Below are 12473 nucleotides of genomic sequence, written 5' to 3'. Positions count from 1 at the left end.
CGACGTGTCCCGCTTCCTCCGCATCGTCCTCCCCGCGCTCGTCATCGTGGTCTGGCTCGGCATCGCCTCGGTCGGCGGTCCGTTCTTCGGCAAGATCTCCGAGGTCTCCACCAACGACCAGACCTCGTTCCTGCCCGCCTCCGCCGACGCCACGAAGGTGCAGGAGCGGTCCTCGGAGTTCCGCGACGAGTCCGGGGCACCCGCGATCATCGTCCTCGAGCGTGACGGGGGACTGACCTCGACCGACCTCGCCGACGCGAAGGCGCTCACCACGACGCTGTCCGACCGCGCGGACGTCGAGGCCGTCAGCCCGGTGATCCCGAGCGAGGACGGCGATGCGGTCGAGATCGTCGCGACGCTCACCCAGGACGCCGAGACCGGCGCCGCGGTCGAGGCCGTCCGGGCCGACGTGGACGATGCGCTGCCGTCCGGTCTGCGCGGGTACGTCACCGGTCCGGCCGGGTTCACCGCCGACCTGACCGAGGCCTTCGCCGGCATCGACGGGCTGCTGCTCGGGGTGGCGCTCGCCGCGGTCTTCGTGATCCTGATCATCGTCTACCGATCCCCCCTGCTCCCGGTCCTGGTGCTCGGGACCGCCACGTTCGCCCTCTGTGCCTCGATCCTCGTGGTCTGGTGGCTCGCCAAGGCCGACATCGTGACGGTCAACGGGCAGGTGCAGGGGATCCTGTCGATCCTGGTGATCGGTGCCGCGACCGACTACGCGCTCCTGTACACCGCGCGCTTCCGTGAGGCCCTGCGTGACCACCGCACCGGCTGGGACGCGACGAAGGCCGCGCTGCGCGGGAGCCTCGAGCCGATCCTGGCCTCGGGCGGCACGGTGATCGTCGGGGTGCTCTGCCTGCTGCTGTCCGACCTCAACTCGAACAAGGCGCTCGGCCCCGTCGCCGCCATCGGCATCGCGTTCAGCCTGCTCGCCGCCCTGACGCTCCTGCCCGCGCTGCTGCTCGCGTTCCGCCGTGCGGCGTTCTGGCCCCTCCGTCCCGTGCACGGCAGCGCCCACCCCGTGCTCACCGGCCCCGACGCCCGAGGTGTCTGGGCACGCGTCGGCCGGCTCGTCGCCCGTCGTTCGCGGGTGGTGTGGATCGTCTGCACGGTCGGACTGCTCGCGATGGGCGCCGGCCTGTTCGGGCTCAAGGCCGACGGTGTGCCGCAGAGCGACCTGATCATCGGGTCGTCCCAGGCACGCGACGGGCAGGACGTGCTGGCCGACCACTTCCCCGGCGGCTCCGGCAGCCCCGCGCAGGTGATCGGCGCCGAGCGGGACCTCGACCAGCTCGTCGACGCGATCACGGCGGTCGACGGGGTCGACGGTGTCGTGGCCGCGGCGAAGGACAGCCCCGCCGGCACCGTCCCGGTGACCGGGGACACCGCAGGCAGCGCCGCGCCGACCGTCTCCCGCGGCGACGTCCTGCTCGAGGCGACCCTGTCGGACGCCGCAGACTCCGACGCCGCCGAGCAGACCGTCCGCGACCTCCGCACCGCCGTCGAACGGGTCGACCCGGGCGCGATCGTCGGTGGCGTCACCGCGACGGCGGTCGACACGAACGACACCGGCATCCGCGACCGCACGCTCATCATCCCCGTGGTGCTCGTCGTGATCCTGCTGATCCTGATGCTCCTGCTCCGCAGCGTCGTCGCACCGCTCGTCCTGATCGGCAGCGTGATCGTCTCGTTCGCGGCGGCCCTCGGTGTCGGTGCCCTCGTCTTCGACCACGTGTTCCACTTCCCGGGCGCCGACCCGAGCGTGCCGCTGTACTCGTTCGTGTTCCTGGTGGCCCTGGGCGTCGACTACAACATCTTCCTCATGACCCGGGTGCGCGAAGAAGCACTGCGCCACGGTCCGCGCGAGGGCGTCCTGCGCGGCCTGGGGGTGACCGGCGGGGTGATCACGTCCGCCGGCGTCGTGCTGGCCGCCACGTTCGCGGCCCTCGGCGTCATCCCGATCCTGTTCCTCGTGCAGATCGCGTTCGTCGTCGCGTTCGGCGTGCTGCTCGACACGATCGTGGTCCGGTCACTGCTCGTGCCGGCACTGGCGTACGACCTCGGGCACCGGGCCTGGTGGCCCTCGCGCCTCTCGCGCACGCGCCCTGACATGTGACACGCTAGGCCCATGCCAGTTCCCTCGACGCAGCCCGCCGCAGAGCGCAAGCTCCTCCGTGACACGGTGCAGGACAAGATCCGCGACGCCATCATGGACGGCACGCTCGAACCCGGGGAACGGCTCAACGACGACGACCTCATCGCGTGGCTCGGGGTGTCCCGCACGCCGATCCGCGAAGCCCTCGCCGAACTCGCCCGTGCCGGCCTCATCGAGATGGCGCCGAACCGCTACACCCGGGTCGCGGCGCCGACGAAGGAAGAACTCCTCGACGCGTACCGCACCCTCGGCGTGATCTACGGCGGCGTCGTGCGGCTCGCGGTGCCCCGGTTCACGGACGCGCAGCGCAAGAAGATCGTGAAGATGCTCGACGACGTGCACGCGCGGGTGAGCGCCGACGAGCAGGACAAGGTCGCGCGCGACGGTGCCGGCATCTACGCGATGTGGGCCGACGCGTGCGGCAACCCGTCGCTCGTGCAGCTCTGCGCGTCGACCACGGACGGGCTCTCCTTCAAGCTCCGCGTGCCGGAGCTCGCCGAGCTCCTGCCGGCCGACGTGATCCTGCCCGAGCTGACGAAGCTCAAGGACGCCGTCGTCGCGAAGGACCCGATCGCCGCCGAGCTCGCCATGGAGGCGATCCACCTGCTCCCGTCGCGCGACTAGCGTCACGAGCGCGACCGGTGACGGACAGGAGGCCCGTGGCAGCACCGCGGACACCGTTCCGTCACTCAGGTGGTGACGGCCACTACGGGGTGACCTTCCAGGCGCATCCCATGTCGTCCGTCCACTCGCCGGTTATGGTTTCCCGGTGAGCAACGAACCCGAGCAGACGACCGAGCCCGCGCGCCGCGGTGCCGCGACGCCGCGCCACGGGCGCCAGAAGCGTCGGGCGGGCGTGGTGTTCCCGGCCGTCGCGGGGGTGCTCACGATGGCCCTCCTGCTGGGCGTCGGGTACGCGGGCTACGCGTACAACCAGCTGTCCGACGGCGTCACGATCGTCAACGCGATCACCGGCAAGAAGGACACGAAGGACGACGTCGACGGCAAGGCGCAGAACATCCTGCTCGTCGGCGACGACCACCGTCCGGACAACGCCACCCCGGAGCAGCTCGCCGAACTCAGCACCCAGGACGACGGCGGTGCGACGAACACCGACACGATGATCGTGCTGCACATCAGCGCCGACGGCAGTCAGGCGACGATGATCTCGTTCCCCCGTGACTCGTACGTCGACATCCCCGACGTCGGCAAGGGCAAGCTCAACAGCGCCTTCTACTACGGCACGCTCAACGGCGGTGGGGACACCGGTGGTGCGAAGATGCTCATCAAGACCATCGAGAACCTGAGCGGCCTGCAGATCGACCACTACGTCCGCGTCTCGCTGCTCGGCTTCTACCAGGTGGTCAAGGAGCTCGGACCGGTCGAGGTCTGCCTGAACCAGGCGACGAACGACCCCTACTCCGGCGTCAACCTGCCCGCGGGCAAGTCCTCGCTGAACGCGAAGGAGGCGCTGTCCTTCGTGCGCCAGCGCCACGGCCTGCCGAACGGCGACCTGGACCGCAACGTGCGCCAGCAGTACTTCCTGTCGCAGGAGGCACGGAAGGTCACGTCGGCCGGCACGCTGCTCAACCCCGTGAAGATGGGCAACATCCTCAAGGCCGTCGGCGGATCGATCCAGACCGACACCGACCTGATCGACCTCGCCTCGCAGATGCGCAACCTGCGGCCCGGCAACATCCAGTCGGCCACGATCCCGACCCTCGGCACCCCGACCATCTACGTGAACGGTTCGCCGCTGTCCATCGTCGAGGTCGACACCGTCGGACTGCCCGCGTTCGTGCAGGGTCTGGTGGGGCAGCCCGAGGCGTACACGAAGGCCCGCCGCGCGCAGCCCGCGAACACCTCGGTCACCGTGCTGAACGGCAGCGGGGTCGAGGGTGCTGCGACCGCGGCTGGCCAGGTCCTGACCGCCCGCGGTTTCCAGGTCCCGCCGGCCGGCTCGTCCGCGACGACGAAGACGACGCAGGTGCAGTACCCCGCCGGCCAGGAGGCGCAGGCGAAGGCCGTCGTGTCCGCGGTCCCCGGCGCCGTCGCCGTCCGCACCGCCAGCGTGACCGGTGTCACCCTGGTGCTCGGCACCGACGGCAAGACCGCGAAGCCGGTCGCGACCGAGCCGAGCGCCGGGGCCTCGACGCCGGCGACCGGCGGCTCGGGCTCGAAGCCGACGAAGAAGCCCGCGAAGGAACCGACGCCCAAGTCGACCGACGTGCACAACTACGGCACCGAGGGCACCTGCATCAACTGATGGGAACCCGCCGGGGGACCGGTCGGTAGGTTCGTGGAGTGACCAGCGCCGCACGCCCGATCGTCCTGATGACCTACAACATCAAGAACCCGGACCCCGCGCACGACTGGCCGGCCCGACTACCGGTCGTGCTCGACGTCATCCGTCGACACGACCCCGACGTGCTGTGCGTGCAAGAGGCCTTCGCCCACCAGATGGACGACCTGCGTGCCGGTCTGCCGGACCACGCCGACGTCGGGCAGGGGCGCGAGGGCGGCGACGCCGGCGAGCACGCGGCCGTCTTCTACCGCCGCGACCGCTTCCGCCCGTCCGACGAGGGGTCGTTCTGGCTGTCGGACACCCCGGACGAGCCCGTCTCGAACACCTGGGGCAGCCTGTACCCGCGGATCGCGAACCACGCCCGGTTCCTCGACGCCGAGGGCCCCGCGTTCACCGTGCTCACCACACACCTGGACCACGAGCCCGGACCGCACGGTGACGAGGTCCGGGGCCGGAGCGCCGCGCTCATCGCCGAACGGTTGGCCGGCACCACCGGGCCGGTCGTGTTCGCCGGGGACTGCAACGAACCCGCGGGCACCGGCACGGCATCGCGGGTGTTCGCCGAAGCCGGGTTCGAAGACGCCTGGCTGGCTGCGGGTGACCCGTCCGACCGCACCGCCACGTTCAACGACTGGCAGCCTCCGGTCGACTCGGCCGAGCGGATCGACTGGGTGCTCACCCGGGGCATCAACGCCGTGGACCGCGTGGTGATCGACCACGACGGCCCCGAGACCTGGTTCGCCAGCGACCACTTCCCGGTGATCACGACCCTGCGGGTCTGAACCGGTTCAGCAGCTGCGCTCTGCTCGCTGTCAGCAGCTGCGCTGCGCGTGGACGGGCATCGGTGAACCGAGCACCGTGACGGTCGTCTCGTTCGTCAGCGCGGAGACCCCGTTGGTCCCGGCATCGTCGGTGCGCTTGCCCGACTCGTGGTCGTCACCGTCGTCGTGGTGCCGGTCCGCCCACCCTTCGCGGAGCAGGAGCTGCCAGGCACGCGAGTCGTCCGATCCGAAGGAGACGCGCTCGGAGCGGGGCGCGTCGGCGATCTCGTCCCCGATGTCGTCGCCCACCCGGACGCCGCCCGGGCCGGTCAGTTCGATCTGCCTGCCGAAGGTGCTGCGGACCGCGTCGCGCAACACCCGGATCTCGACGGCGTTGCCGGCCGCGGCGTCGGTCGTCAGGGCTGCCACGCGGACGGCGCCGCCCCAGGTGTACGTGGTGCCCGCGGGGAAGCACGCCCCGCCGTCGCCCTCGGCCGTCTGCGTCCGCGACGGGGTGCCGAGCAGCCGGTTCAGCACGCTCACGGTCAGGCCGGAGTCGCGCATCGAGGACTCGACGACGGTGTCGTCGCCGTCTCGGAGCACCAGGGCCTCGGCGTCGAGCTCGATCGAGTCCACACGGCGGAGGTCCGCGTTCGTCACGTGGACCGGAGCGGCGTCGTGCGAGGTCTCGGCAGCGACGGCCACGTCGACGCCGAGCCCGGTGGTGCCGTCGAACGCGAGCGCACCGGCCGAGAAGGCGAGCACGGCGGCGCCGAGCGCCAGCAGGGTCCGAGGAGTCACCGTTCGACGGTACGACCTCGGTCGGGGCAGAACGACAGGTGTTACCGAATCGGGGCCGGCCCGTCACCGGACCGTGACAAACGAGGATCACGCACCTGCGGCCCCGGACCGGAGCGGACGGCGGGCGCAGTCCGCTCCGCGCACCGGGGGACAGCCTCCTGGACGGCCCGCAGCGACCCCCTGCGTACCGTCGGCGGCATGACGGACCAGCAGAACGACCAGACCGGGCCTGACCAGTACGTGATGCAGGACCCCACGAAGATGTACGCCGACAAGAAGCCCGACGAGCAGTACCTCGAGGGTGCCGGCACCGACGCGGAGATGGCGCAGAACGTCCCCGCCGACCACGGTGAGGACACCTACCGGGGCTCGGGTCGTCTGACCGGCCGCAAGGCGCTCGTCACCGGTGGCGACTCCGGCATCGGTGCCGCCGTCGCCATCGCCTACGCCCGTGAGGGTGCGGACGTCGCGATCTCGTACCTGCCCGAGGAGCAGGAGGACGCCGACCGCATCGTCAGCCTGATCGAGGCAGCCGGTCGCAAGGCCGTCGCGCTGCCGGGCGACATCACCTCGCTCCAGGTCTGCGAGCAGCTCGTGGCCGACGCCGTCGAGCAGCTCGGCGGCCTCGACATCCTGGTGAACAACGCCGGCAAGCAGCAGAACGTCGACGACATCACCAAGATCTCCGACGAGGAGTTCGACGAGACCTTCAAGACGAACGCCTACGCGACGTTCCGGATCACGAAGGCAGCCGTGCCGCACCTGCAGCCCGGCTCCACGATCATCAACACGACGTCGATCCAGGCGTACGCTCCGTCGCCGCACCTGGTGCACTACGCGGCCACGAAGGCGACCGTGAACAACATGGCCAAGGGCCTGGCCGCGCAGCTCGCGCCGAAGGGGATCCGCGTGAACGCGGTCGCTCCCGGCCCGATCTGGACGCCGCTGCAGCCGGCCGGCGGCCAGCCGCCCGAGGCGCTGCCGAGCGCGGGCGAGCAGACCTACCTGGGTCGCTGGGGCCAGCCGGCAGAGCTCGCGCCGGCGTACGTGTTCCTGGCGAGCGGTGAGTCGTCGTACGTCGTGGGCGAGACGCTGCACGTCGACGGCGGGATGCCGACGCCGTAGGGCACCTGTTCTGACAGGACTCTGACGGGAGGCGCGGTGCCGGTGGGCACCGCGCCTCCCGTCGTCCGTGTGGTCGGGTCGACGGCGTCTGGTCGCGTCAGCAGGTGACGGAGCGTGCCATCCGCTCGAGGAGCTCGCGCGCGGACATCGCGGCGGCCAGCTCGACCTCGACGGGGTTGATGCCGATCGCCTGCTCGAAGGCGCGGCGCCGGGCCTGGTCGGCGATCGGTACCTCGGGGCGCTGGGGGAGCACCGCGATGGCCCGAGCCGCCGCCTCGAAGGCGCCGACGGGCCGGCCGAGCTGCTCCCACATGGCCCGGACGTCGTGCGCCACCTGGTCGGGATCGCCGCCGAACTCGAACCCGGCGGAGGCCATGGTGGCGAGTCCCTGGGCTGTGGGGTCGTTCGGGGTCATGCCCGCATGGTCGCACGGACGGCCGCGAACCGGCTCGACGTCCGGGTCTGTCCCCCCTTGTGCCGCCACCCGTACCGGGGATGCTGGTGCCCCGGCGTTGTGCGTTCGGCGGCGCCGAGCAGCTCATCGCGCTGTACGAGGGGCTGCAGCTGCAGGCCCTGCTGCGTGCCGAGCTCGACCTCGTGGCGGCGTTCGACCGTGCCGTCGCCCGGCTCGAGCGCGGCTGGATGGAGCGGTACGAGCCGCAGGCCGCCCGCCGTCTGGCGATGTGGGACGACGACGACTCGGGCAGCTGGGAACTCTGACCGGCGGTTCGTCCACGGAGCGCGTTCCTTGCGTCGTCGTGCAGCGCACCGCGGGTACCCCGGGTGTCGTAACCCGACGGAAGGAACCGACATGGCAGCACCGAACCCCATCCAGGTCCAGAAGTACCTGAGCGGCATCGACTACCCGGCCTCGAAGGACGACGTGGTCTCCACCGCCGAGCAGGAGGGCGCTCCGGACGACGTCCTCGAGGCGCTCCGCGCGATCCCGGACGGCGAGTACGACGCCCCGACCGCGGTGTCGAGCGCGGTCTCGGACGCCGGCTGACGTCGACCGAGCCCGTTCAGTGAGCAGAAGACGTCGGGTGCGATGACCGCACCCGACGTCTTCTGCTCACCGAGCGCACCCCGCCGCGCTCACGAAGCGCCGCCGGCACCACCGCTCCGCGACCCGCGCGGCACCGACCCGTCGCCGGGGTCGTACCCGGTGTCCCGGATGACCCGCAGTGCCCTGGTGTCGTTGTGGACGGAGTGCACGACGACCCGACGGGTGCGTCGGAGTGCTCGCCGGGCACCCGGTGTCGCGAAGAGCCCACCGAGCACCAGGCCCGCGCCGATCCCCAGCGCCACGGACACCGCCGCCACGAAGTCGAGGGCCGCGCTCGACGAACCGGACATGAAGTTCAGCAGGGCGTCGGACACGGCGACACCGGGCAGGAGCGCTCCGCAGAACGCCGGCACCGCGATCGCCGCCACGGCCGTCCGCATCCGGACCGCCGCGTAGGTCGACAGCACGCCGAGCAGGACCGCCGCCAGGAACGTCGCACCGAGCAGCGGCAGGCCGAGCTGCCGCAGCCCCCACAGTGACGCACCCGCGGCGACCGAGAACACCACGGTGACGGGGATCACCCGCGCGCTGGCCTGCTGCACGAAGCAGTTCGCCCCGGCCGACACCACGGTGAGCGAGAGCGAGGCCCACAACGGCAGCGTCTGCGTGACGATGCCGGACGGGTCGACCTCGAGGTGCAGCCACTTCGTCATCGCGATCCCGGCGGGCACCCCCACCACGATCGCCGCGATGACCAGCCCGATGTAGAACGCACGGGCGACCGCCATCGCCCGGAACCCGGAGATCGCGTCCTGGGCCCAGGTCACGAGCGCGACGTGCGGCAGGAGCAGGACCACCAGCGCCGCCACCATGGTCGCGGCGCCGGCCGGGTGCAGCACACCCGCGCCGATCGCGAGGGTGCCGATCACGGACGCCACCGCCCCCTGCGCCCCGGACACGAAGAACTGCGGGTAGCCGCGGCCGGTCAGCCAGCGCCCCGACAGGATGATCCCGAACATCAGCACGAACGCTCCGATGCCCGCTCGCCAACCGCCGCCGGCCTGCATCGCGATCGAGGTGCCCAGGATCGACAGCCCCACGTCGGCGAGCCACGTCGGCCAGCGCGGCGGCATCCGCAGCACCGCGACGAGGGCGCTCACCGCCGAGGTCATGTCGCGCTCGTCGTGGATCAGGTCGTCGACGATCTGGTTCGCCCGCGCCAACCGGTCGAGGTCGGAGCCGTCGGAGCTGACCGTCCGGACCTTGACGAGCGGCGGGACGTCAGCCGGGGCGTACTGGATGGTCACCGAGCTGCCGGAGAAGTCCAGGTCGAGCGGGGCGAGGTTCCACTTCGTCGAGACCGCGACGACGGCCGTCTCGACGCTGCGGGTGTCGGCACCGGAGGCGAGCATGACCTCGGCCAGGTCGAGGCAGAAGTCGACGATCTGCGTCGCCGTGTACTGGTCGCGCCCCTTGGCGTCGGGCTCGACGTGCTCGTAGATCGTGCCGCGCAGCCGGGCCCGTGCGTCGCGCAGGTCGTGCTGCGCGAGACTGCGCCGGCGTGGCCGGGGCGGGCGGCCCGGCTTGTGCGGGCCCGGGGGGTGCTGCTCGGCCATCCCGCCATGGTGCCAGTCGACGGCAGCTGAGTCCGGACGTCCGCTGGACGCGTCCGGATCAGCTCCGGCGGCGCGCGCTGAGTCTGCCGAGGGCGAACGCCGCGACGACCGCGCCCACCAGCACGAGGACCGGTCCGACCGTCAGCTGCCACGGGCGCACGCTCGGGACGAACGTGACGTGGGCCAGGGGCGCGTACGCGAACCATTCCGCCGAGGCCGACGGCGCCGTCAACACGAACACGACCCCGACCACGACGGCCAGCAGGCCGAGCCAGAGGGCGACGAGGGTCGGGGTGGCGAGGAATCGGGGCACGGCACCCAGCGTAGGTGGACGACGGACGGGAGGCCCGGTGCCAGCTGGCACCAGGCCTCCCGTCCGTCACGTCGTGACGGTTCCTGCTTCGCGCGCCTACTGCTCGAAGGTCGCGTGCAGCGTGATCTCGACGCCGGTCAGTGCCTTGCTGACGGGGCAGGTCGCCTTGGCGTCCTCGGCGGCCTTGAGGAAGGCGGCCTCGTCGATGCCGGAGACCTCGCCGCTGACGGTCAGGACGATGCCGGTGAGGCGGAAGCCGCCGTCCGGGTCCGGGCCGAGCGAGACGTCGGCCTTGACGTCGAGGGCCTCGACCGTGCCGCCGGCCTCGCCGAGGACGGCGGAGAACTGCATGGCGTAGCAGGCCGAGTGGGCGGCGGCGATGAGCTCCTCGGGGCTCGTGGTGCCGCCGGCGTCCTCGGCGGTGCGCTTCGGGAACGAGACGTCGTACGTGCCGACCTTCGAGCTCGAGAGTTCGACCTGGCCGGAACCGTCCTCGAGGCCGCCGTTCCAGGCGGTGCGTGCGGTGCGAGTGGGCATGCCCGCTCCTTTCGTGTGGGGGAGTGGTCCCGAGTGGGACCACCGCTCCCGAGTCAATCCGAGAACGCTCGTTCTCGCAACCGGCTCACGGTGAAGACGCAGGTCTGCCCTACGATCGGGCGCATGGGGGACAGTGAGGCCGTGAACTTCCGCAGGTCCGTGCTCGAACAGGGTCCGGCCGACGTGACGAACCCGGTGGTCGCCTGGCTGCGGTTCTGGACGCAGGGATGGCGGTTCCACGGACGGGCGAGCCGTTCGGAGTTCTGGTGGGTGATCGCGCTCGAGCTCGCGCTGGCCGGGGTCGCGCTCTGGGTCGTCGGTGTGCACGGGACCGGAGGGCGGTGGGAGCTGTACGTCGACCCGTTCGGAGCCGTCCCCTCACCGCAGGTCTCGTTCGACCTGGTCGACCGCGGGCGGGACGGGTCGTTCGGTTGGGGGGCCGGCAACCGGGCGGTCTGGCCGGACGGGTGGGACCTGGTGCTGCTCGTCCCGACGATCCTGACCATCGTGCCCCGGTGGTCGCTGCTCGTGCGGCGGCTGCACGACCGGGACCACACCGGGCTGTGGATCCTGCTCCTCGTGTTCACCGGACCGATCGGGTGGCTCGTGGTGATGGGTATGGCCGCGAGCCGGTCCCGTCCGGGTGGGGCGCGGTTCGACCGCGGTCTGCTCGGCGGCGGACGCGACCTCGAGGCAACTGGACGACACATGTCGTCCACGACGACAGGTGTAGCGTGAAGGGCGATCAAAGGAGACACCCATGCGCGCCGTCGTGTTCGAGCAGTACCAGACCTTCCCGTCCCTGACCGAGGTCCGGAAGCCCGTACCCGGACCCGGTGAGGTCCTGCTCAAGGTCGCCGGCGCCGGTGCCTGCCACTCCGACGTCGCCGTGTACCGCGAGTTCCAGCAGGGGCAGCCGGGAGCCCAGGCCCCCGCCTTCGTGCTCGGCCACGAGAACTCCGGCTGGGTCGAGGCTGTCGGCGACGGGGTGACGGGCTTCGCCGAGGGTGACGCCTACCTGGTCTACGGACCGGTCGGCTGCGGGCACTGCTCGTACTGCTCGAAGGGCCAGGACACCTACTGCGAGAACGCCGCGACGAACCCGTACATGGGCATCGGCCTCGGTCGCGACGGCGGTATGGCGGAGTACGTGAGCGTCCCGGCGCGGAACCTCGTGCCGCTCGGCGACGCCGACCCGGTCGCCGCCGCACCGCTGAGCGACGCCGCCCTCACGCCGTACCACGCGATCAAGAACTCCCTGCCGAACCTGGCCGGCGGCGGTCGCTTCGCACTCGTCGTCGGGCTCGGTGGCCTCGGGCAGATCGCCGTGCAGATCCTGACGGCGCTCACCGGCGCCACGGTCATCGCGACCGACATGAAGCAGGACGCGATGGACCGCGCGGCCGCCCGCGGCGCGATCACCGTCCCCGGTGGCCCGGACCAGGCGGAGCGCATCCGCGAGATCACCGGCGGACGCGGTGTCGATGCGGCGTTCGACTTCGTCGGAGCCACTCCCACGATCGGGGTCGCGCAGGCCTCGATGGCGGTCGGCGGCCGGTTCACCGTCGTCGGGATCGCCGGCGGCACCACCGAGTGGAACTTCTTCGCGACGCCGTACGAGTCGACGATCACGAACACCTACTGGGGCACCATCGAGGACCTGCACGAGGTCGTCGCGATGTACCGCGCCGGGCAGATCGTGCCCGACGTCGAGCGGTACGCGCTGTCCGACGCGCTCGAGGCGTACCGGAAGCTCGAGGCCGGCGAGCTCTCGGGCCGCGCGGTCGTCGTCCCGACGCTCTGAGCCGGGCTCGGGCGTCCCAGGTGGAATCGGGCGTCCCTGGTCAGAAG

The 12473-nt window shown here is 71.5% G+C and carries 14 protein-coding genes; 9 read left to right on the top strand and 5 right to left on the bottom strand.

Going from position 1 to position 12473, the window contains the following annotated elements; all coding sequences use genetic code 11:
* The first annotated feature begins 4 nt into the window (after positions 1–4).
* The 4 genes from ASF75_RS16590 (at position 5) to ASF75_RS16575 (ending at position 5245) form a co-directional block, all read left to right on the top strand.
* A complete protein-coding gene (locus ASF75_RS16590) occupies positions 5–2119 on the top strand; it encodes an MMPL family transporter (protein WP_056073220.1) in 2115 nt (704 codons plus the stop codon).
* Positions 2120–2131: 12 nt separating this feature from the next.
* Positions 2132–2782, top strand: coding sequence for a GntR family transcriptional regulator (locus tag ASF75_RS16585; protein ID WP_017887541.1), 651 nt, complete (start codon positions 2132–2134; stop codon positions 2780–2782).
* Between the two features lie 145 nt (positions 2783–2927).
* Positions 2928–4424: an LCP family protein gene (locus tag ASF75_RS16580; protein ID WP_017887540.1), complete on the top strand. Its 1497-nt coding sequence runs from the start codon at positions 2928–2930 to the stop codon at positions 4422–4424.
* A gap of 38 nt (positions 4425–4462) precedes the next feature.
* The gene (locus ASF75_RS16575) at positions 4463–5245 is read left to right on the top strand and encodes an endonuclease/exonuclease/phosphatase family protein (protein WP_056073217.1); all 783 of its coding nucleotides are present in this window, start codon (positions 4463–4465) and stop codon (positions 5243–5245) included.
* Between the two features lie 30 nt (positions 5246–5275).
* On the opposite strand, the gene ASF75_RS16570 is transcribed toward ASF75_RS16575, so the two are convergent.
* On the bottom strand, positions 5276–6025 hold the full coding sequence (locus ASF75_RS16570) for a hypothetical protein (RefSeq protein WP_056073214.1): 750 nt from the start codon (positions 6023–6025) through the stop codon (positions 5276–5278).
* Positions 6026–6223: 198 nt separating this feature from the next.
* Between ASF75_RS16570 and ASF75_RS16565 the strand changes: the two genes are divergently transcribed.
* Complete coding sequence (locus ASF75_RS16565; RefSeq protein WP_042540542.1) at positions 6224–7150, top strand: SDR family oxidoreductase; 927 nt, start codon at positions 6224–6226, stop codon at positions 7148–7150.
* A gap of 97 nt (positions 7151–7247) precedes the next feature.
* Here ASF75_RS16565 and ASF75_RS16560 read toward each other — a convergent pair whose 3' ends face one another.
* The gene (locus tag ASF75_RS16560) at positions 7248–7565 is read right to left on the bottom strand and encodes a hypothetical protein (protein ID WP_017887536.1); all 318 of its coding nucleotides are present in this window, start codon (positions 7563–7565) and stop codon (positions 7248–7250) included.
* An 86-nt stretch (positions 7566–7651) separates the two neighbouring features.
* Between ASF75_RS16560 and ASF75_RS16555 the strand changes: the two genes are divergently transcribed.
* Both ASF75_RS16555 and ASF75_RS16550 read left to right on the top strand, forming a co-directional pair.
* On the top strand, positions 7652–7870 hold the full coding sequence (locus ASF75_RS16555) for a hypothetical protein (protein WP_156155385.1): 219 nt from the start codon (positions 7652–7654) through the stop codon (positions 7868–7870).
* A 91-nt stretch (positions 7871–7961) separates the two neighbouring features.
* Positions 7962–8156, top strand: coding sequence for a DUF2795 domain-containing protein (locus tag ASF75_RS16550; RefSeq protein ID WP_027467172.1), 195 nt, complete (start codon positions 7962–7964; stop codon positions 8154–8156).
* Positions 8157–8245: 89 nt separating this feature from the next.
* Here ASF75_RS16550 and ASF75_RS16545 read toward each other — a convergent pair whose 3' ends face one another.
* The 3 genes from ASF75_RS16545 to ASF75_RS16535 all read right to left on the bottom strand — a co-directional run bounded on the left by ASF75_RS16545 (position 8246) and on the right by ASF75_RS16535 (position 10622).
* Positions 8246–9772 carry a threonine/serine ThrE exporter family protein gene (locus ASF75_RS16545; protein ID WP_017887533.1) on the bottom strand — a complete coding sequence of 509 codons (1527 nt, stop codon included), beginning with the start codon at positions 9770–9772 and terminating at the stop codon, positions 8246–8248.
* Positions 9773–9830: 58 nt separating this feature from the next.
* Positions 9831–10085 carry a hypothetical protein gene (locus ASF75_RS16540; RefSeq protein WP_042540548.1) on the bottom strand — a complete coding sequence of 85 codons (255 nt, stop codon included), beginning with the start codon at positions 10083–10085 and terminating at the stop codon, positions 9831–9833.
* A 96-nt stretch (positions 10086–10181) separates the two neighbouring features.
* The gene (locus tag ASF75_RS16535) at positions 10182–10622 is read right to left on the bottom strand and encodes an OsmC family peroxiredoxin (protein ID WP_042541027.1); all 441 of its coding nucleotides are present in this window, start codon (positions 10620–10622) and stop codon (positions 10182–10184) included.
* A gap of 123 nt (positions 10623–10745) precedes the next feature.
* Here ASF75_RS16535 and ASF75_RS16530 point away from each other — a divergent pair, with 123 nt between their 5' ends.
* The gene (locus tag ASF75_RS16530; RefSeq protein WP_056073211.1) at positions 10746–11360 is read left to right on the top strand and encodes a DUF805 domain-containing protein; all 615 of its coding nucleotides are present in this window, start codon (positions 10746–10748) and stop codon (positions 11358–11360) included.
* Between the two features lie 22 nt (positions 11361–11382).
* Entirely contained in the window at positions 11383–12426 is a 1044-nt protein-coding gene (locus tag ASF75_RS16525; RefSeq protein ID WP_056073207.1) for an NAD(P)-dependent alcohol dehydrogenase, read from the top strand.
* The last annotated feature ends 47 nt before the right edge of the window (positions 12427–12473 follow it).

The organism is Curtobacterium sp. Leaf154 (assembly GCF_001424595.1).
Classification (GTDB): domain Bacteria; phylum Actinomycetota; class Actinomycetes; order Actinomycetales; family Microbacteriaceae; genus Curtobacterium; species Curtobacterium poinsettiae.
This window is presented reverse-complemented; position numbering and strand designations above follow the sequence as displayed.

What these genes read in the sequence shown, in the direction of transcription:
- ASF75_RS16525 (WP_056073207.1), top strand. Translation starts at nt 11,383, where the DNA reads ATGCGCGCCGTCGTGTTCGAGCAGTACCAGACCTTCCCGTCCCTGACC.
- ASF75_RS16560 (WP_017887536.1), bottom strand. Translation starts at nt 7,565, where the DNA reads ATGACCCCGAACGACCCCACAGCCCAGGGACTCGCCACCATGGCCTCC.
- ASF75_RS16530 (WP_056073211.1), top strand. Translation starts at nt 10,746, where the DNA reads ATGGGGGACAGTGAGGCCGTGAACTTCCGCAGGTCCGTGCTCGAACAG.
- ASF75_RS16565 (WP_042540542.1), top strand. Translation starts at nt 6,224, where the DNA reads ATGACGGACCAGCAGAACGACCAGACCGGGCCTGACCAGTACGTGATG.
- ASF75_RS16585 (WP_017887541.1), top strand. Translation starts at nt 2,132, where the DNA reads ATGCCAGTTCCCTCGACGCAGCCCGCCGCAGAGCGCAAGCTCCTCCGT.
- ASF75_RS16535 (WP_042541027.1), bottom strand. Translation starts at nt 10,622, where the DNA reads ATGCCCACTCGCACCGCACGCACCGCCTGGAACGGCGGCCTCGAGGAC.
- ASF75_RS16545 (WP_017887533.1), bottom strand. Translation starts at nt 9,772, where the DNA reads ATGGCCGAGCAGCACCCCCCGGGCCCGCACAAGCCGGGCCGCCCGCCC.
- ASF75_RS16550 (WP_027467172.1), top strand. Translation starts at nt 7,962, where the DNA reads ATGGCAGCACCGAACCCCATCCAGGTCCAGAAGTACCTGAGCGGCATC.